At 51.3% G+C, this 20,132-nt stretch carries 24 protein-coding genes and 2 tRNA genes; 8 read left to right on the forward strand and 18 right to left on the reverse strand.

Annotation, left to right across the window (positions count from 1 at the left end; all coding sequences use genetic code 11):
* Nucleotides 1-60: 60 nt before the first annotated feature.
* On the forward strand, nt 61-990 hold the full coding sequence (gene ldtA, locus ABIE10_RS00335; protein ID WP_016153509.1) for a L,D-transpeptidase: 930 nt from the start codon (nt 61-63) through the stop codon (nt 988-990).
* Here the strand turns inward: ldtA and ABIE10_RS00340 are convergent.
* From ABIE10_RS00340 to mtfA, 5 genes are all read right to left on the reverse strand, one after another.
* Nucleotides 987-1,697: an ABC transporter ATP-binding protein gene (locus ABIE10_RS00340; protein WP_429154300.1), complete on the reverse strand. Its 711-nt coding sequence runs from the start codon at nt 1,695-1,697 to the stop codon at nt 987-989. The genes ldtA and ABIE10_RS00340 overlap by 4 nt on opposite strands.
* Nucleotides 1,698-1,707: 10 nt before the next feature.
* On the reverse strand, nt 1,708-3,396 hold the full coding sequence (locus ABIE10_RS00345; protein WP_429154302.1) for an ABC transporter permease: 1,689 nt from the start codon (nt 3,394-3,396) through the stop codon (nt 1,708-1,710).
* Nucleotides 3,380-4,417 (reverse strand): extracellular solute-binding protein, encoded by a 1,038-nt coding sequence (locus tag ABIE10_RS00350; protein WP_047499042.1) that lies wholly within the window; start codon nt 4,415-4,417, stop codon nt 3,380-3,382. Before ABIE10_RS00350 ends, ABIE10_RS00345 begins: the two co-directional genes overlap by 17 nt.
* Before the next feature lie 262 nt (nt 4,418-4,679).
* Nucleotides 4,680-4,755, reverse strand: a tRNA-Asn gene (locus tag ABIE10_RS00355).
* Between the two features lie 99 nt (nt 4,756-4,854).
* Nucleotides 4,855-5,652 (reverse strand): DgsA anti-repressor MtfA, encoded by a 798-nt coding sequence (mtfA, locus tag ABIE10_RS00360; RefSeq protein WP_046275704.1) that lies wholly within the window; start codon nt 5,650-5,652, stop codon nt 4,855-4,857.
* Between the two features lie 93 nt (nt 5,653-5,745).
* Here mtfA and ABIE10_RS00365 point away from each other — a divergent pair.
* Nucleotides 5,746-5,835, forward strand: a tRNA-Ser gene (locus ABIE10_RS00365).
* 168 nt (nt 5,836-6,003) lie between these two features.
* On the opposite strand, the gene ompC is transcribed toward ABIE10_RS00365, so the two are convergent.
* Nucleotides 6,004-7,182, reverse strand: coding sequence for a porin OmpC (gene ompC, locus ABIE10_RS00370; RefSeq protein WP_235117117.1), 1,179 nt, complete (start codon nt 7,180-7,182; stop codon nt 6,004-6,006).
* A 443-nt stretch (nt 7,183-7,625) separates the two neighbouring features.
* Here ompC and ABIE10_RS00375 point away from each other — a divergent pair, with 443 nt between their 5' ends.
* From ABIE10_RS00375 to ABIE10_RS00385, 3 genes are all read left to right on the forward strand, one after another.
* The gene (locus ABIE10_RS00375; protein ID WP_429154305.1) at nt 7,626-8,318 is read left to right on the forward strand and encodes a phosphohydrolase; all 693 of its coding nucleotides are present in this window, start codon (nt 7,626-7,628) and stop codon (nt 8,316-8,318) included.
* A gap of 76 nt (nt 8,319-8,394) precedes the next feature.
* On the forward strand, nt 8,395-9,825 hold the full coding sequence (locus ABIE10_RS00380; RefSeq protein WP_429154307.1) for a DNA cytosine methyltransferase: 1,431 nt from the start codon (nt 8,395-8,397) through the stop codon (nt 9,823-9,825).
* Nucleotides 9,806-10,273 carry a very short patch repair endonuclease gene (locus ABIE10_RS00385; protein ID WP_429154309.1) on the forward strand — a complete coding sequence of 156 codons (468 nt, stop codon included), beginning with the start codon at nt 9,806-9,808 and terminating at the stop codon, nt 10,271-10,273. The genes ABIE10_RS00380 and ABIE10_RS00385 overlap by 20 nt, the downstream gene beginning before the upstream one ends.
* Here ABIE10_RS00385 and yedA read toward each other — a convergent pair.
* Nucleotides 10,265-11,185 (reverse strand): drug/metabolite exporter YedA, encoded by a 921-nt coding sequence (gene yedA / locus ABIE10_RS00390; protein WP_200046999.1) that lies wholly within the window; start codon nt 11,183-11,185, stop codon nt 10,265-10,267. The genes ABIE10_RS00385 and yedA overlap by 9 nt on opposite strands.
* Before the next feature lie 178 nt (nt 11,186-11,363).
* Here yedA and ABIE10_RS00395 point away from each other — a divergent pair, with 178 nt between their 5' ends.
* Both ABIE10_RS00395 and ABIE10_RS00400 read left to right on the forward strand, forming a co-directional pair.
* A complete protein-coding gene (locus tag ABIE10_RS00395; protein ID WP_323667519.1) occupies nt 11,364-12,275 on the forward strand; it encodes a DUF808 domain-containing protein in 912 nt (303 codons plus the stop codon).
* Nucleotides 12,276-12,352: 77 nt separating this feature from the next.
* Nucleotides 12,353-12,535, forward strand: a complete 183-nt coding sequence (locus ABIE10_RS00400) for a YodC family protein (RefSeq protein WP_016153498.1) — start codon at nt 12,353-12,355, stop codon at nt 12,533-12,535.
* Nucleotides 12,536-12,741: 206 nt separating this feature from the next.
* On the opposite strand, the gene yodD is transcribed toward ABIE10_RS00400, so the two are convergent.
* A complete protein-coding gene (gene yodD / locus ABIE10_RS00405) occupies nt 12,742-12,969 on the reverse strand; it encodes a YodD family peroxide/acid resistance protein (RefSeq protein WP_003030417.1) in 228 nt (75 codons plus the stop codon).
* 163 nt (nt 12,970-13,132) lie between these two features.
* Between yodD and dsrB the strand changes: the two genes are divergently transcribed.
* On the forward strand, nt 13,133-13,321 hold the full coding sequence (dsrB, locus tag ABIE10_RS00410; protein WP_003030419.1) for a protein DsrB: 189 nt from the start codon (nt 13,133-13,135) through the stop codon (nt 13,319-13,321).
* 54 nt (nt 13,322-13,375) lie between these two features.
* On the opposite strand, the gene rcsA is transcribed toward dsrB, so the two are convergent.
* From rcsA to fliJ, 10 genes are all read right to left on the reverse strand, one after another.
* A complete protein-coding gene (gene rcsA / locus ABIE10_RS00415) occupies nt 13,376-13,999 on the reverse strand; it encodes a transcriptional regulator RcsA (RefSeq protein WP_016153497.1) in 624 nt (207 codons plus the stop codon).
* A 289-nt stretch (nt 14,000-14,288) separates the two neighbouring features.
* Nucleotides 14,289-15,074: a flagellar biosynthetic protein FliR gene (fliR, locus tag ABIE10_RS00420; protein WP_019077076.1), complete on the reverse strand. Its 786-nt coding sequence runs from the start codon at nt 15,072-15,074 to the stop codon at nt 14,289-14,291.
* A gap of 8 nt (nt 15,075-15,082) precedes the next feature.
* On the reverse strand, nt 15,083-15,352 hold the full coding sequence (gene fliQ, locus ABIE10_RS00425; protein WP_003030425.1) for a flagellar biosynthesis protein FliQ: 270 nt from the start codon (nt 15,350-15,352) through the stop codon (nt 15,083-15,085).
* A 9-nt stretch (nt 15,353-15,361) separates the two neighbouring features.
* Nucleotides 15,362-16,099, reverse strand: coding sequence for a flagellar type III secretion system pore protein FliP (gene fliP / locus ABIE10_RS00430; RefSeq protein ID WP_006684053.1), 738 nt, complete (start codon nt 16,097-16,099; stop codon nt 15,362-15,364).
* Nucleotides 16,099-16,476 (reverse strand): flagellar biosynthetic protein FliO, encoded by a 378-nt coding sequence (gene fliO / locus ABIE10_RS00435; RefSeq protein ID WP_029139581.1) that lies wholly within the window; start codon nt 16,474-16,476, stop codon nt 16,099-16,101. The genes fliP and fliO overlap by 1 nt, the downstream gene beginning before the upstream one ends.
* Nucleotides 16,476-16,889: a flagellar motor switch protein FliN gene (gene fliN / locus ABIE10_RS00440; RefSeq protein WP_003030433.1), complete on the reverse strand. Its 414-nt coding sequence runs from the start codon at nt 16,887-16,889 to the stop codon at nt 16,476-16,478. Before fliN ends, fliO begins: the two co-directional genes overlap by 1 nt.
* Nucleotides 16,886-17,890: a flagellar motor switch protein FliM gene (gene fliM / locus ABIE10_RS00445; protein WP_003030434.1), complete on the reverse strand. Its 1,005-nt coding sequence runs from the start codon at nt 17,888-17,890 to the stop codon at nt 16,886-16,888. Before fliM ends, fliN begins: the two co-directional genes overlap by 4 nt.
* Nucleotides 17,891-17,894: 4 nt before the next feature.
* On the reverse strand, nt 17,895-18,362 hold the full coding sequence (gene fliL / locus ABIE10_RS00450; RefSeq protein WP_016153493.1) for a flagellar basal body-associated protein FliL: 468 nt from the start codon (nt 18,360-18,362) through the stop codon (nt 17,895-17,897).
* A 104-nt stretch (nt 18,363-18,466) separates the two neighbouring features.
* Entirely contained in the window at nt 18,467-19,681 is a 1,215-nt protein-coding gene (gene fliK / locus ABIE10_RS00455) for a flagellar hook length control protein FliK (protein ID WP_047502069.1), read from the reverse strand.
* Nucleotides 19,678-20,121, reverse strand: coding sequence for a flagellar export protein FliJ (fliJ, locus tag ABIE10_RS00460; protein WP_016153491.1), 444 nt, complete (start codon nt 20,119-20,121; stop codon nt 19,678-19,680). Before fliJ ends, fliK begins: the two co-directional genes overlap by 4 nt.
* Nucleotides 20,122-20,132: the final 11 nt, after the last annotated feature.

A 20,132-nucleotide genomic window follows, 5' to 3' on the forward strand; every position in this document is an offset into this window, starting at 1 on the left:
AAAACAGATAATAAAAGCTATAATTAACGGATATCTGCTACGGCGAAGGAAAGGAAAAAGATGCGTCGTGTAAAACTGCTTTGTTCACTCATTATGCTGCTCGTGAGTCAGAGCGCGCAGGCGGTGAGTTATCCGCTCCCGCCTGAAGGCAGTCGCCTGGTGGGGAGCCCTTTGACCATTACGGTACCTTCAGGAAACACTCAGCCGTTGGAAGCTTTTGCCGCGCAGTACGGACAGGGGTTGAGCAATATGCTGGAGGCCAATCCCGGCGTGGATGTTTTTCTGCCTAAGTCTGGCTCGACGCTGGTTGTGCCACAGCAACTGATATTACCGGATACTGTACGCGAGGGGATCGTAATCAACGTTGCAGAAATGCGCCTTTACTATTATCCCGCTGGCAGCAATACGGTTGAGGTTTTACCCATTGGCATTGGCCAGGCGGGCAGAGAAACGCCGCGTAACTGGGTGACGGCGGTAGAACGTAAGCAGGAAGCACCAAGCTGGACGCCTACGCCGAATACCCGGCGCGAATACGCAGCGCGTGGGGAAAGCCTGCCGGCGTTTGTTCCTGCCGGGCCAGATAACCCGATGGGACTGTATGCGATTTATATCGGTAGGCTTTATGCCATTCATGGCACAAATGCGAATTTCGGTATTGGTCTGCGGGTAAGTCAGGGGTGTATCCGTTTGCGTAATGACGACATTAAATATCTGTTTGATACCGTACCGGTAGGGACGCGTGTGCAACTGATAGACCGACCGGTGAAATACAGCGTAGAGCCGGACGGTAGTCGCTGGGTGGAAGTGCATGAACCACTGTCACGAAACCGGTCGGAATACGAGTCTGACAGAAAAGTTCCCTTGCCAGTCACCCCCGCGCTGCGCACCTTCATCAGCGGGAATGACGTGGATATGAGTCGCGGAAATCAGGCACTGGAAAGACGCTCCGGCATGCCGGTGAATATCAGTCTGATTCAGACCCATTACTAATTTTCAAGGCGACCCTGTGACCCTTCGCCTGAGTGGGTCGCTTTTTTAATTTGATACTGTCCCATTTTTACCACGCCAATATGGTCTGCCATTAGCTGCGCCTCGTGTTCGCTGTGTGTAACCAGCAGTGCCGTTTGCCCGGCGGCACGCAAAATATCCCGCACCTCGTTGCCAAGACGCTCACGCGTGCGCTTATCAAGGCTGGAGAAAGGCTCATCGAGCAGCAGGATTTCCGGATGCGGCGCCAGCGCGCGCGCAAGAGCGATACGCTGCTGTTGACCGCCGGACAGTTCATGCGGATAACGGCCGGCATGACTGTGCAACTCCACCATTTTTAACAGCTCCGCCACCCGGACCTGCTGCTGCTCACGCGGCATACGTCGTAACCCAAAGGCCACATTTTGTTGCGCCGTCAGGTGAGGGAATAACGCATATTCCTGAAAGACCATGCCGACATGCCGTTTTTCCGGCGGCAGATGAACACCTGAACCGGCAACGCGGCGTTGCGACACATAGATCTCTCCGCTTCGCAGCCGTTCAAATCCGGCAACTGCGCGTAACACTGTGGTTTTTCCGCAACCTGAAGCGCCCAGTAGACAGGCGATCTCTCCTTTACGTACCGACATTGAAAACCCGCTCAGCACCGATTGCTGGCTGTTGCCGTAGGCAACGTGCACATCCTGGAGTCGTAATGCAATATCTGACATTGTTACTCTCTTAACCACGGCGAGTCATCTGGTGACGCACCAACAAAATAACCGGTAGCGTGCCAGCTAAAACAATCATTAGCGCGGCGATAGCACCTTCTTCATAGGTTCCACGGGCGGCTTCTGCATACAGCAACGTTGCCAGCGTTTCGAAGTTTACCGGGCGCAACAGCAACGTTGTTGGCAGTTCTTTCATAGCATCGGCAAAAACCAGCAGGGCGCTACTCACTAACGCCGGGCGCAGCAATGGGAAATGAACTCGTGCAAATGTGCCGGCACCATTCTCACCCAACAGACGAGAAGCCTGCTCCAGCGAAGGCGGAATGCGGCCCAGGCCGGAATCCAGTGCGCCGATAGCAATCGCCTGGAAACGCATGGCACAACAAATTACCAGCAGGATCCCGGCGGACATCAGCGGCAGGCCGCGAACATCCAGTAAATCTGCCAGCCAGCGGTCGACTGCCATGGCGGGGGTTAAAAAACCAATCGCCAGAATTGTACCGGGAACCGCGTAGCCTAAAGAAGCCAGACGCATCACACCACGGCGAAATCCTGGCATCGCGTTATCTGCGGCGCTATGCCGCGCGCTCCAGGCCACCAACATACTGACGCAAACCACCACCAACGTGGTTCCCGCGGCCAGTGATAACGTATTTTGTAATGCAGCCAGTAACGAGGAGGATATAGGGCTCTCGTCACCTATACGTTTGGCGCTTTCCCAGATTAAAAACAGCACCGGGGCCAGAAAGCCCAGCACAACCGGCAGCGAAATAACGACACCGAGTAGCCAGCCACGCCAGCCTTGTACGCGGGTGGGTTGAATTTCCCGCAGGCTACGACTGCTGAATCCCTGTTTTCTGCGGCCATAAAATTCCAGCGTCAGAATAAAGAATATAAACATCAGCATCATGCAGGCGATTTGCGCTGCGGCAGATAAATCAGAGCGAGAGATCCACGTGGTGTATACGGTAACGGTTAACGTTTGTACCCCGAGAAATTCCGACGCGCCAATATCGTTAAGCGTCTCCAGCACCGCCAGACTGATCCCGACGGCCAGTGCCGGGCGTGCCATGGGGAGTGCAACACGAAAAAAGGTCCCGGTTGCGCTGCATCCTAGCGTACGCGCTGCTTCCAATAGATGGGCCGGCTGGCTGATAAACATGGCGCGGGTTGTCAGGTACACGTAAGGATAAAGTACTAATCCGAGCAAGATTATTGCGCCGGAAAGGGAACGTAAATCGGGCAGGCGGAACTGTCGCGGGCTGTCAAAGCCCAGTATGAAACGGATAAAGGTTTGCAGGGGGCCAATCGGATGCAGCAGATCGAGCCATGCAAAGGCAACGATGTAGGTCGGCATTGCCAGCGGCAACAGCAGCGCCCAACTGAGAATTTTTCGCCCAGGGAAATCCCATGCCGTTACCGCCCATGCGCTGCCTACGCCAATGACGCCAACCATTATCGCGACACCCGCTAGCAACAGCACGGTGTTTTTTAGCGCTGAAGGCAGTACATATGTCATAAGATTATCCCAGTGGGATAAATCAGCCTGGGTAGCCTGCCAGATCAGCGCAACGATGGGGGTCAGGACGCCAAGCGCGACGCACAACGCGCCAAGATGCAACGGCGTTAATAATGACTGCGGCCCGGAAACCAGGCCGCGTAACGTCGGAAACTGCAGCGATTTATTGATCGAATCCAACTTTATCTACCAGCAAACTAGCTTGTTTACGATACTTCACGATCTCGGTGAGCGGCGTTTTATCGACGTCGATTTCACCGATTGTGGCGCTAATGACCGGGTCAAGCGTTACGCCTTTCAGGACCGGATATTCAAAGTTCGCTTTCGCATACTGCTGCTGGGCAGGCGCGGAAACCAGATATTCCATCAGCTTAACGGCATCGGCTTTATTTGGCGCATAGCGGGCAACGGCAGCGCCGCTGATGTTGACGTGCGTACCGCCATTTTCAAAGGTTGGTTTAACGACTTTAATGGCATCGCCCCACTGACGAGCATCGCTGCCTTCTTTGGCGTTTTTCATATGGCCGACATAATAGGAGTTGGCCAGACCAATATCACAAATTCCACCGAGGATATCGCGGGCAACATCGCGATCGCCGCCGGTGGCTTTACGCGCCAGGTTAGCCTTTACGCCGCGTAGCCATTCTTCGGTTTTAGCTTCACCATGATGGGCAATCATCGCGGCGATCAGCGCCGTGTTGTACGGGTGCTGACCGGAACGAATACAAACTTTACCTTTGTATTCTGGGCTGGCGAGCTGTTCGTAATGCCAGTTATCGATTGGCAGCGACTTCTCGGCATACAGTACGCGGGCGCGCATAGAAAGCGCAAACCACTGATTATCCGCGCCGCGCAGATTCGCCGGAATGGCGGCTTTCAGCGCTTCTGACTCTACCGGCTGGGTGACGCCGGCTTCAACTAAATCGATGAGATTTCCGGCATCGACGGTCATCAGCAGGTCGGCAGGGGAGTTTTTGCCTTCCGCCTTAACACGCTCAAGCATACCGTCTTTGATATAGACCGTACTTACTTTGATACCGCTGGTTTTAGTCCAGCTATCAAGTAAAGGCTGGATCAGGCCCGGTTCACGGGTGGTGTAAAGCGTTAGCGTTTCCTGAGCGAAAGCCGGCAGGCTGACAGAGAAGAGGAGGGCAGATGCAAGCGTGATACGGCGCAATCCGGTGCGAGTCAGAGCATTCATCGTTTTTATCCCAGAGTAATTGGAACATACAGTGAACCGAGTCGGGGCTCGTTCTTTTGGCTCGCGTACAATAAATGATAATCACTAGCACTTACAATAATTGCAAAGTTTAAACGATTTACATTTACACAACTTTAATCAACGATGTGATGCGGCATGGAATGGGGAGTTATGGCAGACTGAGCGCTTATAGAGGCAGCTTTTACACAGACGTTAAAAGCAAAAAGCCCGCTTAAGTTTCCTTAAGCGGGCTTCTTAAATTTGGCTCCTCTGACTGGACTCGAACCAGTGACATACGGATTAACAGTCCGCCGTTCTACCGACTGAACTACAGAGGAATCGTGTGAACGAGGCGCATATTACTGGCCTCATCATGAGGTGTCAACAGTAAAATTAGCGCGTCATTTCAATTGGTTAATTAATCTTCAAATTCAGTGTTAATGCGTGTTTGGTGAGCGATAATCGTCGTCTCCCCGGGTATCGCGTAACCGCTCCATGGGGTTCTGGCGATAAAACTGGATGAAACGCTGCCATAAGGCAGGAAAACGCGGAGCAAATAATTCAGGAGCACTGAAAAAATACTCGGATAGCACGGCAAAGCATTCAGCAGGATCGGTCGCTGCGTAGGCATCTATACTGCACGCAGTTTCTCCAACCAGATCGATCTCATCCTGAATATTGTTCATTGCAGCATGCAGGTCGTGTTCCCAACCGGCGATATCGCGTAGGGGAATCGCCGGAATACCGCTGGCACGATCGCCATTACGCATATCAAGCTTGTGCGCCACTTCATGGATGATCAGATTAAAGCCGGAGGCATCAAAGGAATCCTGAATATCAAGCCAGTTGAGGATTATCGGGCCTTGTTGCCAACTCTGCCCGGACTGTACCACGCGTTGATTATGCACCAGCCCAATATCGTCTTCCCATTCATCGTCTACGACAAATGGGGCAGGGTAGATGAGAACTTCATGAAACCCGTCAAGCCACTCAATCCCCATTTCCAGAACAGGTAAACAGAATAGCAGAGCAATGCGCGCACTTTTTAGTGGGTCCAGCTCAAACCCCTGAAGAGCGACTACTCTTTTTTGTTGTAAAAAGCGCTCGGCCAGGGCAATAAGTCTGGCTTGTTCTTGCTCGGTGAGATTCACCAAAAGGGGAATAGCCAGGGCGTCGTCCCACGGCCAATCGTCACTCCGGGTTGCTTCTTGTTCTTTCCAGGGCCACTTAATCATCGTTTTGCTCGCAAACTCGTCACTTGAACGAAATTGACGGAACTGGGTCTGTTAAAATGCCAAATTACCTGGCATCATGGCAACCGCCAAAACGGAGAGATGCCAGAGCGGCTGAATGGACCGGTCTCGAAAACCGGAGTAGGGGTAACTCTACCGGGGGTTCAAATCCCCCTCTCTCCGCCACTATTCAAGCACTTGCACGCCTTGCTTTCAACGACAGTTCTCATGGATGTCTTTTTCTTTGAGTATCCTCACAAGTTTATCGTTGTAATGCTCGTGTGGTAAAAAATACGCTTCGTATAAAGAAAAAGCCCGCTTTATAAAAAGCGGGCTTGCCTGTTTGCGCATCAATTAGAACTGATAGACTAAACCAACGGCAACGATGTCATCTGTCGCAATACCATTGCTTTCATAGAAGTTGTCGTCTTCGTCCAGCAGGTTGATTTTATAATCAACATAGGTGGACATGTTTTTATTGAAGTAGTAAGTCATCCCCACATCAACATATTTAACTAGATCTTTGTCGGTGTAGCGTGGATTGCCATTGCCGTCGTATTCCCAGCCACCTAAATCAACGCCTTTAGACATCAGGAAAGAAACTGCTGGGCGCAGACCAAAATCAAACTGATATTGAGCGGTCGCTTCAAAGTTTTGCGTTTTGTTAGCGATACCGCCAGCAAATCCATCACCTGAACCGTAATAGGTCATATTGCGAGTTTCAGAATACATGGCTGCCAGGTAAACGTTGTAGGCATCATATTTAGCGCCAACGGTCCAGGCATCTGCTGTTTCACCGCCAGCGTAGCTATTGACATGAGTACTATCGCCACGGCCACGGGAAACCTGGTCATTGGTACGGTCAGAGCTGGAGTATGCGGCACCCAGGCTCAAACCGAAGTCGAAGTCATAGGAGGTAGACATACCGAAACCGTCGCCATTTTCTTTCGCCAGTTTTCTACCTTTACTATTACCAGAACCTTCTTGATTTGCGCTGCTACCTTCGTTGTTACCCTGGTACTGCAAGGCAAAGTTCAGACCATCAACCTGACCAAAGAAGCCTTTATTACGGTAGGTAGCAACACCGTTGGTACGACCGGTCATATAGACGTCGGTCTGGGCATAAGTATCACCCCCAAATTCCGGCAGCATATCGGTCCAGGCTTCTACGTCATAGACGACGCCATAGTTACGACCGTAATCAAAGGTACCGTTCTCACCAAATCCAAAGCCCGCGAAAGCCAGACGAGTCCATGAATCGCCTTTGTCACCATCGGTGCCGTTGGCTTGAATGTTATATTCCCACTGACCATAGCCAGTTAGGATATCGTTGATTTGCGTTTCGCCTTTGAAACCCAGACGTGCATAGGTCTGATCGCCGTCGCTGCCTGCGTCGTCAGAGAAATAACGCAGAGCAGCAACTTTACCGTACAGATCCAGTTTATTGCCGTTCTTATTATAAATTTCAGCCGCATTTGCTGCGCTTGCAGCTAATAAGGCAGGGAGAAGCAGTGCCATTACTTTTCTTTTCATTATGTATTCCCTTTATATAATAATTAAAATGAATATGTAACGCTATCTGAAAGACTACATTTGAATACTATCTATGAAGTTCATTTAATTTTAAATATAACATGTAACAAATGTATTTAAGATATTTCAAAATATTTCACTATCGCTTTTTAATAATTAAAATAGTATGTAATTTGAATTAATATTAACCATATAAATGTATTTTTTATCATATGGTTATGATTTTGGGTTTTTTATATGCTTAATTGTATATTATTGATATTTGTTATTTATTTTGCATGCGAGATTATAATTGAACTGCTTGTTTTGAATAATGGATTTATATATTCGTGAGGGTGATGGTTATTAAAGGAATGATATGTGGTGATGATAAAAAAGCGTCGACGGTAGTCTGACATGAGAATTGTTGCTAAGGTTGTTTTCTTTCTGCGAAGAGCGAGAGTATGGAACTACAGTACTGGCAGTCGAAATTTGAAGCCTGGTTACGTGACAATCATTCCGGGCACGACGCTGCCCATGACATCTTTCATTTTCGTCGCGTCTGGATGACATCACAAAAGTTGAGCATGGATGTGACCGTAGACTGGCTGGTGGTGCTGACGGCGTGCTACTTTCACGATCTCGTCAGTTTGCCGAAGAACCATCCCGATCGTCATCGTTCGTCGGTACTGGCAGCCCAGGAAACGCGTCGCGTTTTGAAGCGTGATTTCCCTGATTTCCCACAACAACGATTACCTGCCGTGTGCCATGTTATTGAGGCGCACAGTTTCAGCGCCAAAATCGTACCAGAAACCCTTGAAGCCAAAATCGTGCAGGATGCTGACCGGCTTGAGGCGTTGGGCGCAATTGGTTTAGCTCGGGTATTTGCCGTGTCCGGCGCGTTAGGCGTGGCGCTGTTTGATGCGGAAGATCCGTTTGCCCGACAGCGTAGCCTTGATGATAAACAGTACGCACTCGATCACTTCCAGACCAAATTGTTGACGCTGCCGCTGACGATGCAAACTGAACACGGTCGGCATTTGGCGCAACATAATGCTGACTTCTTACTGACGTACATGGCGAAGCTGAGTGCGGAGTTAAAAGGAGAATATGAAATGCTGGATCTTGACGCGATTCAACCCTTTAAGCTGCGATAGTCGCCAGTACAGCCGCAACGTCAACCGCGCTAATTTATGTTAACCTGTCAGCTATCCATTTCGGCCGGTTAAATGTATGCAGGATAATTTTTCAGTAGCAGGTTCCATGAACCCGATGACAGATGATAACGAGGCCGCCGCACAGGTGATTTTGGCTAAGTTGCTTGAAATATATGACGTGAAAACGCTGGTTGCTCATCTGAATGGTGTTGGCGAGAACCGCTGGAGTCCGGCCATCTTCAAGCGAGTGGTTGCCAATGAAACGTGGCATCGCCTCAGCGACGGTGAGTTGGCTCATCTGAACGACTTGCTGCCGAGGCCGCCTGCGCATCATCCACATTATGCTTTTCGCTTTATCGATCTTTTTGCCGGTATTGGCGGCATTCGTCGCGGCTTTGAGGCGATTGGCGGGCAGTGCGTGTTTACCAGTGAGTGGAACAAGCATGCGGTGCGCACCTACAAAGCGAATCACTACTGCGATCCTCACCAGCACCATTTTAATGAAGATATTCGCGATATCACCCTCAGTCATCATGATGGGGTGAGCGACCAGCAGGCGGCGGAACATATCCGCCAGCATGTTCCGCAGCATGACGTGCTGCTGGCGGGATTTCCTTGTCAGCCATTCTCTCTGGCCGGTGTATCAAAGAAAAACGCGTTAGGGCGGGCTCATGGCTTCGCCTGCGATACGCAAGGCACACTTTTTTTTGACGTGGTGCGCATCATCGATGCGCGTCGGCCGGCAATATTTGTGCTCGAAAACGTCAAAAACCTGAAGAGTCACGATCAGGGGAAAACGTTCCGCATCATTATGCAAACGCTGGATGAGCTGGGTTATGACGTGGCTGATGCACACGATAATGGGTCGGACGATCCGAAAATTATCGATGGGCAACATTTTTTGCCCCAGCATCGCGAACGTATTGTGCTCGTCGGCTTTCGCCGCGATCTGAATCTGAAATCAGACTTCACGTTGCGCGATATTGTCTCCCGCTATCCTCAGCGGCGTACGACGCTGGCGGAGCTACTTGAGCCGACCGTCGATGCCAAATATGTGCTCACGCCGGTGCTGTGGAAATATCTGTATCGTTATGCGAAAAAGCATCAGGCACGGGGCAATGGATTTGGCTATGGCATGGTGTATCCCGGCAATCCCGATTGCGTAACGCGCACATTATCGGCGCGTTACTATAAAGATGGGGCGGAGATCTTGATCGACCGCGGCTGGGATATGGCGCTGGGTGAAAAGGATTTTGATGATCCGCACAATCAGCGATACCGTCCGCGCAGGCTGACGCCCAGAGAGTGCGCGCGTCTGATGGGATTTGAATCACCTCAGGGCTATCAGTTCAGGATCCCGGTGTCAGACACACAGGCTTATCGTCAGTTTGGTAATTCGGTGGTCGTCCCGGCATTTGCGGCGGTAGCCAGACTGCTGGAGCCAAAAATCAAACAGGCGGTTGCTATTCGCGAGAAAGAGAAACTGCATGGCAGACGTTCACGATAAAGCGACGCGCAGTAAAAATATGCGGGCGATAGCAACCCGCGATACCGCTATTGAAAAACGCCTTGCCAGCGTACTGGCTGAGCAGGGGGTAACGTTTCGCGTGCAGGATGCGACGTTACCCGGTCGTCCCGATTTCGTGGTGGATGATTATCGTTGTGTGATTTTTACCCACGGCTGTTTCTGGCATCATCACAACTGCTATCTATTCAAAGTCCCCGCCACACGAACAGCGTTCTGGCTGGAAAAAATAGACAAAAATGTCCAGCGTGACGCGCGGGATTGTGAAAAGTTGCAGGCTCTGGGCTGGCGCGTACTGATTGTCTGGGAGTGCGCCCTGCGTGGGCGCGAAAAGCTGGGGGATGACGCGTTGTCCGAACGCGTCATCGAGTGGATCTGCGGCGGTGGCGCAAGTGCGCAGATCGACACCCTCGGTATCCATTTACTGTAACGTCTTTTCCGACGGGGTCGCAACGGCGTCCGCTTTAACGGGAAATAGGTATTTACCGAGTGTGACCAGTACCACCGCAAATACAATCACGCCAAGCGCCAGCCATTCGATGGGCGCCAGACTTTCACCTCCCAGGCAGGTACCTAACAGTACAGCGACAACCGGATTAACGTAGGCATAGCTGGTGGCTAATGCCGGGCTGACGTTGCGGATCAAGTACATATACGCGTTGATGGCAATAATAGAACCAAACACGGCCAGATAGGCGACCGCCATAAAGCCTGAAAACGTCGGCATAGTGGTCAACGTTTCCCCGGAAATCAGCGAGGCGCACATCAGCACAATACCGGCGGCTAACATTTCAATGGCTCCGGCCATCATGCCAACGGGTAACGTTATGCGCGAGCCGTACACTGAGCCAAACGCCCAGCTTATCGAACCTATCAGGATTAAAATTGCTCCCCATGGATTACCACTCAAATTACCACCGCTGTTCAGCATGATGATCCCCGCGAGTCCAATTGCGATCCCCATCCATTCAAGTTTGCGCGTTTTGATGCCAAAAAAGTGGCTAAAACACAGCGTAAACAGCGGGACGGTGGCGACCACCACGGCGGCAATACCGGAAGGCACGTTTTGATGTTCTGCGACGGTGACCAGTCCGTTACCGACAGCCAGCAGCAGGATACCAATTAACGCGGCGTTCAGGAGCACGCGCAGAGGCGGCAGCTTATGTCCGCGGATAAGTAAGAATGCTGTTAATAAAATCCCCGCAGAGAGAAAACGAACGCCAGCCATCATCAACGGCGGCCAGCTTTCAACGCCAATGCGAATAACGAAGTACGTGGAACCCCAAATGATGTACAGCGCGAAAAGCGCACTGAAAAGCGGTAGCAATTGCCTGAAACGCATAATCCCTCACGGTGGAAATAAAAAGGTGCAACATAGTAAACGTCAAAACTATCTTGCTGGCGAGATTTATAATTACGTGCCGATGTTAAAAATTTGTTGACCAGAAAGGTCAGTTTCAGCATTGCGTGTTTTACTTCATACTTATGACTGCAAAAAAATAATATTGAGGGTAAAAATTTTGGCAGGAAGTAGCTTATTGACCTTACTCGATGATATCGCCACTTTGCTGGATGATATCTCTGTCATGGGAAAACTGGCCGCGAAAAAAACCGCGGGTGTGCTGGGCGATGATCTGTCGCTTAACGCGCAGCAGGTGTCAGGTGTGCGGGCGAACCGTGAACTCCCGGTGGTCTGGAGCGTCGCGAAAGGATCGTTTGTTAACAAAGTTATCCTTGTGCCGTTGGCGCTATTGATAAGCGCCTTCATTCCCTGGGCGATCACCCCCTTATTAATGGTAGGCGGGGCGTTCCTCTGTTTTGAAGGTGTAGAAAAAGTTCTCCATACCCTGGAAGCGCGTAAGCACAAAGAGACCTCAGAAGAGCGTCAGCAGCGTCTGACATCTTTGGCAGCGCAGGATCCACTCACCTTTGAGAAAGATAAAATCAAAGGGGCGATACGAACCGACTTTATTTTATCTGCTGAGATTGTCGCGATTACGCTGGGGATTGTAGCGGATGCGCCATTGTTGAATCAGGTGTTGGTGTTATCTGGCATCGCGTTAGTGGTGACTGTGGGAGTCTACGGCCTGGTCGGGATTATCGTTAAGCTCGATGATATCGGATACTGGTTGGCTGAAAAGCGCAGTACGCTGGCCCAGTCGCTGGGTAAAGGATTGCTGGTCGTTGCTCCCTGGCTTATGAAAACACTTTCCGTGGTCGGCACGCTGGCGATGTTTTTGGTTGGCGGCGGAATTGTGGTGCACGGAATAACACCGCTGCATCATGCGATTGAACATTTTGCCCAACAGCAAAGTGCATTGATTGCGCTGATGCTTCCGACCCTGCTGAATCTGGTGCTCGGATTTATCATTGGCGCAATAGTGGTGCTGCTGGTGAAAACCGTCGCCAGAGTGCGCGGAGTTTCGCACTAATTGTCGCAGGGTTGATTACGCAAAACCCTTCTTTGTCGTCTAAGGTGTAAAGGTTTCTCTTGATACAGGAGGCAGGTATGGTCTTTTCTGTCAGTGAGGAAGTCACCTCCAAAGAGGGTGGCCCACGCATGATCGTTACCGGGTATGCCAGCGGAATGGTGGAGTGTCGCTGGTACGACGGCTTTGGCGTCAAACGGGAAGCATTCCGTGAAGATGAACTGGTGCCGGGCGAGCGAAGAAAGCTCTGCCAGGATGCCTGAACACCTAGGGTGCGCGTAACCGGGTGATCTTTCAATCATTAGTTATATTTATCATTTTAGTGAGAATTATTTACTTGTCAGGCAAAAAAATTGCAGATAAGGTTTGTTTCACATCAGATTTCCTGGTGTAACGAATTTTCAAGTGCTTCTTGCATAAGCAAGCTTGATCCCGACCCGATAAGGGCCGGGATTTTTTTCGCCCTCAGTCAGCGATTGATCTCCGACACGCTAAAATCATGGATATCAAGCTCGAACGCGTCGGCCAGTTCATGCCACGTGTGGTAATCACGTCCGTCGACGCTGACGCGTTCAGGGTCATCCTGACTGCGATGAATTTCACTCTCGCAGATTTCGTTGATTGCCTTCAGTAGCGCGTCCACATCGACGCTGACTTCACGTTTGGCCGTATCGCTGTACTCTTTCGCGGTTTTCATCCTCATACCTCTCAACCGTTAAGGATACCGGGGGAGCGCATCCAAACATCAGATACGCACAACTTAAGTATAGACCGTCGATAAAACCCGCAATCGCGCGAGCCGGGCGCTGCCAGAAAAAGGAAATTGTTCTACACTGGCACAAAGCCACAGGAGGAAAACTATGAAGGTGAATGATCGGGTCACAGTCAAAACGGACGGCGGTCCTCGTCGACCGGGCGTGGTACTGGCTATCGAAGAGTTTAGTGAAGGCACCATGTACCTGGTTTCGCTGGAAGACTACCCGCTCGGTATCTGGTTCTTTAATGAGTCAGGTCATCAGGATGGTATCTTCGTGGAAAAAGTAGAATAAGGTGAGTTTTGCTGCATAATCCTGACTGGTGGATTCGCCACCAGTCAGAACGTGTTAGCGCGTATTCACAAAGATACCATTGGTAACGTTATCGGTGAGTCTCACAACGTGATAGATAACTTGCTTATTATGCGTCTTTATCTTTCGTTTTATATTCCCCTTATGGGATGACACGGTCTTGGCTTTGATATTCATTTGGTCGGATATCTGTATTGTGCCCTGACCCTCCATCCACATGCGTAGCATGCTGGACTCGGTACGGCTCAATGATAATGTCGGCAGATTCACATCAATGACAAAATCTACTTCTTTTTTCAGAATATCGCCAAGGAGTTCATCCAGTGAATCTGGTTTAATCGACTTAGAACTAATCAATAAATTTTTTCTGACTAATAGATACTCATCAAAATGCACGTTGGCAATTGCCATAAACACAATAAATAATGTGCCAGGATGCTGATTAATGATTTGCTTTATTTGCTGGCTATTAGCAGGATCGTGGATAAAGCAGTCCTCATTAATAAACACCACAGCGGGCTGTTGAGAGACACAGGCGAGACTGAGCTCCTCAACGTTGGAAATGTTGTTGATTTCCCTTTTCTTCACCCCCCGACTTACCAGATATCCGGTCAACCCTAGCCGGGTGTAACTGCACAAATCCATAATAATCGTTGACATGGCATACCCTCACTCAATGCGTAACGATAATTCCCCTTACCTGATTATTTTCATCACAACTAAACGGAATAATAACGACCCAAGATGACGCTTTCGCTGTTTTTCAGGCGAAATTACTATCCCGTAAAGTTGCGTATAATTTGCCAGGAAACATCTTAAAGTAAAGTAAATGTTGCGTTATGTGAGTGAGTCAATAATAAATAAACCGCGACAGAGATATCCTGGTGGATGTTGTCGCTTTTTAAATTTAGGACAATCCTTAGTAAAACAGGATAAAAATTAAGGGTTATTATTTTCCGGGCATTTCGCTGACAATATCAGCCAACAAATTAAAAATTTCGCTGAATAATCGCTCGCAGAATGGCGCAATTAATGGCATCAGGGCCGCCATTAATGAAATACCCACGGCAAGGGTGAGTGGAAAACCGATAACGAAAATCGACAGTTGAGGAGCCATGCGATTCAACAGACCGAGTGCGAGGTTTAGGGTGAGTAGCAGCGTCATTATCGGCAGGGCCAACATTAGCCCGTTGAGGAAAATCAGGCTACCCGCCCGCGCCAGCGCGAGAAACGCATTGCTGTTCACCGGATTGCCGCCGATTGGCAAGGTATGAAATGTATCCACCAACAGCGAAATAAGCCACAAATGGCCGTTAAAAGTCAGGAATAACAGCATGGCGAGCATGTCGATCAGTCTCGCCAGTACCGGCATATTCAGACGGCTGCCGGGATCAAAGAAGGTTGCGAAGGAGAGACCCATTTGCAGACCAATTAATTCCCCGGCGGTACGTACTGCCGCGAAGGCAAACTGCATAGTGAAGCCCAGAGCGATGCCGATCAGGATTTGTTGCATTGCCTGCCATAGCGCCCCGATAGAAAAGATAGGGACGTCTACCGGGGGAATCGACGGAGCGATAACGACGGTTATCATTAACCCCAGCCCCAGTTTTACTCGTTTGGGGATCGCGCGCTCGCTGAGAATTGGAGCCGTTGAGATGAGCGCCAGGATGCGCAGCAAAGGCCAGAAGTAAAGATTCAGCCAGTGAAGCCACTCAACGCTGGTCACCTGCAGCATAATGTCATCTATCCGATGATGTAGGGGATATTGCTGAACAGCGTACGCACGTAGTCGAGCAGCAGGTTAAGCATCCACGGGCCGGCAACAATGATGGCAATAAAAACCGCGACAATTTTGGGAATGAAGGACAGCGTCATTTCGTTTATCTGGGTCGCCGCCTGCAAAATACTGATGATAAGACCTGTGACGAGGGCGACCAACAGCAAAGGCGCGGCAAGGGCCAGGGCGACTTTCATCGCCTCTGTGCCCATCATCATGACCGATTCAGGTGTCATTTCGCGCCTCTAACTGTAAAAGCTTTGAGCTAGCGAGCCGACAAGCAACTGCCAACCGTCTACCAACACAAACAGCATCAGCTTGAACGGTAGCGCGATCGTGGCCGGTGGGACCATCATCATCCCGAGCGCCATCAGCACGCTGGCGATGACCAGGTCGATAATCAGAAACGGAATAAAAATGGTAAAGCCTATCTGGAATGCCGTTTTCAGCTCGCTGGTGACATAGGCTGGAAGCAAAATCCGCATCGGTACGGCTTCTGGTCCCTGTAGGGGACCGCTGTTTGCTAAGCGCGCGAAGAGTGCCAGATCGGCTTCACGGGTCTGGCGCAACATAAACTCGCGCAGCGGCTGTGCGCCTTTCTCCATGGCTTCCTGCATAGAGATTTTCTCTTCGCTGAACGGCTGATATGCGTCGACGTAGATTTTGTCGATTACCGGCGACATGATGAAAAAGGTCAAAAATAGCGCCAGACCCAGTAGCACCTGGTTCGGGGGGGCCGAAGGGGTTCCCAGCGCATTTCGTAACAGACCGAAAACGATGATGATGCGGGTGAAGCTGGTCATCATCAATAAAATGGCGGGCAGGAACGTCAGCGAGGTGATAAACACCAGCGTTTGCACGGGCAAAGACCAGCTTTGTCCGCCGCCAGGCAGCGGCTGGCTAACCAGACCCGGGAGCTGGGCGAGGGCTACTGGGCTGAAAAGCCATAAGCCTGCCAGCGTGATGGATAACAAACGGCGCATCAGGATCTCCCGGGACGCTTAAGCAAACTCTTCATCATGGCCTGGAAATCCGCGGGGGAGGCCGGTTTTTCTTCTGCATCAGCAGGCGCCGGGGGCAGGGTGTGCAGCACGTTAATTTGCGAGGCCGTGACGCCCAGTACCAGGCGCGCATCTTCAACCTCAACAATCACCACGCGCTCACGTGGACCCAGTGAGGTACTTGCCGCAACTTTCAGTCCGCGCGTACCGGCGCTTTTGGGGGCAAACCCCATACGCTTAATCACCCAGGCTGCAGCCAGGATCAATACGATGATCCCAAGCAGCGCGCCGCTTACCTGAACCAGCGGTGAGCCGGGTACGGCGGCTGGCTGAGAAACTGTAGCCTGGGTATTCATGATTAACGGCTCAGACGGCGCATGCGTTCAGATGGGGTAATAATGTCGGTGATACGTACGCCGTATTTGTCTGCGACAACCACCACTTCACCCTGGGCAATCAGGTAACCGTTGATCAGGATATCCAGCGGCTCGCCCGCCAGACCATCCAATGCGACGACCGAACCCTGCGTCAGACGCAGCAGTTCTTTGATGGTCATGCGGGTTCGGCCCAATTCGACGGTCAGTTTGACCGGAATATCCATGATCAGGTCGATGTCCTGCAAGGCACCGCTGACGTCGCCGCCACCTAACTGCTGGAATACCGCATCGGCCGCACTTTTGGTGGGCGTGGTTTTTTGCTCGTTTAACGCGTCAGCCCACAGATCGTCCAATGCACCAGTGTTCTCATCGGACGGATTATTCATATCACTCATTTGGGCTGTTCCTCATTCAGCGAATTCAAAATCGGGTTTATCAGATGTTCTACGCGTAACGCATACTGACCGTTCACCGTGCCATACTGGCTGGTCAGTACAGGCACGCCGTCCACATGAGCAATAATGCGGTCGGGTTTTTCAATCGGCAGTACATCGCCGGGTTTCAGTTTTAAAATCTGGGATAGCCGTAGCGGAATGTCAGCAAAGTTTGCCACCAGCTCCAGCTCAGAATGCTGAACCTGACGCACCAGATTATTGCGCCAGTTCTGATCTTCATTACGTGAGTTTTCCAGCGGCGGGTTCACCAGCAGCTCACGCAACGGTTCAATCATGCTGAATGGCAGACAGATGTTAAATTCACCGGTCAGGTTGCCAATTTCAACGTGGAATGGGGTATTGACCACGATGTCGTTAGGAGACGTGGTGATATTGGTAAATTTCACCTGCATCTCAGAACGAACGTATTCCACTTCCAGCGGATTGATGGCCTTCCACGCGTCGCTGTAGCTTTCCAGCGCCAGCTTCAGCATGCGGTTGATAACGCGCTGTTCGGTATGGGTAAATTCACGGCCTTCCACTTTCGTCGGGAAGCGGCCATCACCGCCGAACAGGTTATCGACGGCGATAAATACCAGACTCGGTGAGAACACCACCAGACCCGTACCGCGCAGCGGCTTCAGGTGGATTAAGTTCAGGTTGGTCGGAACCGGTAAGTTGCGCGCAAACTCGTGGTATGGCTGGATACGGATCGCACCCACGGTAATATCCGGGCTACGGCGCAACAGGTTAAATAACCCCATACGGAACTGGCGCGCGAAGCGTTCGTTAATGATCTCCAGCGCCTGTAAACGCTCACGTACCACGCGGCGCTGGGTGTTGGGATCGTAAGGACGAATATCGCTTTCTTTTGCGATACCGGAAATGGGTTCGTCTTTAGTTTCGCTATCGCCATTAAGCAATGCGTCGATTTCAGCCTGAGAAAGAATACTGTCGCCCATGTCTTTACCGCAGAATAAAAGCTGTATAAAGAACGTCGGTGACAACCTGTTTGGGTTGCCCAACAACGAGCGGAGTCGCGAGCGTCTCTTTGATGGCGGCAATGAGCTGTTGCTTACCTTCTTCGGTGGCGAGCGTAGCCGCGTTCTGACGAGAGAACAGCAGCAGCAAGCGGCTGCGCACTTCCGGCAGATATTCGTTAAGACGTGAACGCGTTGCCTCGTCTTTCATGCGCAGCGTGATACCGATATACAGTACACGGTCCGCATCACCCAGATTGACGGTAAAGGTATCCAGCGCAAAGAATACCGGGGCTGGCGGTGGAGCCGGTTCCGCTTTGACGCTGGCGGACGGCTGCTGCTGCATGCGCCAGTAGCTATAACCCGCAGTTGCGCAGGCGGCGAGGGTAATCAATACCAGCAGAGGGATCCAAATAGCGCGTTTACTTTTTTTGTTAATCGCGGAGTCAGTCATCAGATACGGGCTTCCTGTTTCGGTACAGCTTATGGGCTGATTATCCCGTGTCCTGTCCACGACAAAGCGTGGAAAAGACGCGGATAATCATGCTACCTCTGGCGTTAGGCGAAGATGTCTACTGCTCCATCACCGCGTGCTGCGGCTTGCAGTGAGGCTGGCGCTGCCAGTACGGCGTCATCTTCAGCGGCAAAAATGTCTTGTCCCTGAGCGCGACCCGCCTGCTGTTGCTGCCCGGAAGACTGCTGATTACCGGCAAAGCTTTCACTGCTGATACTGCTTTGCCCAAGCTGGATCCCGCTTTCAGCCAACTGCGTACGCAGCATCGGTAACGCAGCTTCCAGCGCAGCGCGCACGTGACTGTGTGGCGATACCATTTGCAACTGCGCGAGGTTGTCATCCAGCTTGAGGGAAATGTGCACCTGGCCCAGATCCTGTGGATGCAGACGCAGTTCTGCGCTTTGCTGGCCCTGGCGAGTAAACAGAGTGACGTGCTGGCTCAGTGATTGCTGCCATTCCTGGCTACCCAATGGCGCGCTTAGCACAGGTGCGGCGGTCGGTAACGGCTGAGCGTGGGACTGCGGGCCACTTAACGGCGCCGTCGTCATGCCAATGCTGGTCGGCGAAGGGGCGCTTTCAATTTCCGCTCTGGTCGTCGCCGCTGCCGTCAACGGGGTTAATGTCGGATTGTTTGTCTGATCTACGCTGCTGGCAGGCGTTGCAATATCCGCTTTGCCTTTTTTGGCATCACCTGGCAGCAATTCGCCAGCATTATCGGCGATAGCACTGTGTACCGAGCCTCGTGACAACGCCGAAAGCGTCGCATCAACGGGGGCTGGCGCGCTGTCGACGGCCGGCGTGGTCTGCGGTTGTCCTGGCAGCATGGCGAACAATGCGCTCAGGTTGGCGAGATCCTCATCGCTCAGTGCGGTGTTTTTTTCATCCTGCTGAGCGACTTTGCCCAGAGTCGTCAGGGCATTAACTTTCAGTGAGGGCGTGAGGGCAGACAACAGTTGCTGAGCGTCTGTCATGTCGACAAGAGAAGCATCAGTGTGCATCTCTTTTTGCGCCAGTAGTTCGGTCAACTTGAGCGACGGTGCTGAATCGCCATTTTTTTGCAGTAACCCTTTTTGCAGTTTGCTACCGGCCGCCTGTAAGTCGGCAAACGACAGCGGGGCGTCTTTACCCTGCGCGTTGTCCGCACCTAATGCACCCGCCAGCAGCGCTAAAAAATCCTCGGGTGAATCAACCGCTTTGCCTGACTGAAGACCTGCGGCTACGTCGGTGTCGGTGGTAATCAGTTGGGGTAAAGTAATCATTCGGGTTTCCTCATAGCTGCACGCTGAGCAAATTCATCCATTTTTTTCTGATCCAGGCGGTTTTCGGCCAGTAACGCCGCCGAGGTTTGTCTGTCCTGCAGAGTCTGCCACGCCTGTAAACGTTGTTTTTTGTCGCGCCAACTGTTCAATGCCTGGTCTACTTTCTGCGTCCACTGATTGAGCTGTTGGCGGTGTTGCTCAATCGCTTTTTCCAGCGTCTGAATAAATTGTTGGTAATTGATCCAGCGATTACTGGTAATACCCTGACCCATGTCACTGTTCAGATTGTTGCGGTACTCATGCTGATAATCGATCAGCATTTTCAACTGCTCTTCCGCCTGCTGACAGCCACGACGCATCTCTCCCAATAAGACAGCGGCGTCATCTACCTCTTTTTCAGCCAGGTCTTTCAGTGTGGCTAATGCACCATGTTGTGCCATGACCTATGCTC

Origin of the sequence: Citrobacter sp. 506, from assembly GCF_050434985.1 — a bacterium.
In the GTDB taxonomy this organism is placed as follows: domain Bacteria; phylum Pseudomonadota; class Gammaproteobacteria; order Enterobacterales; family Enterobacteriaceae; genus Citrobacter; species Citrobacter braakii.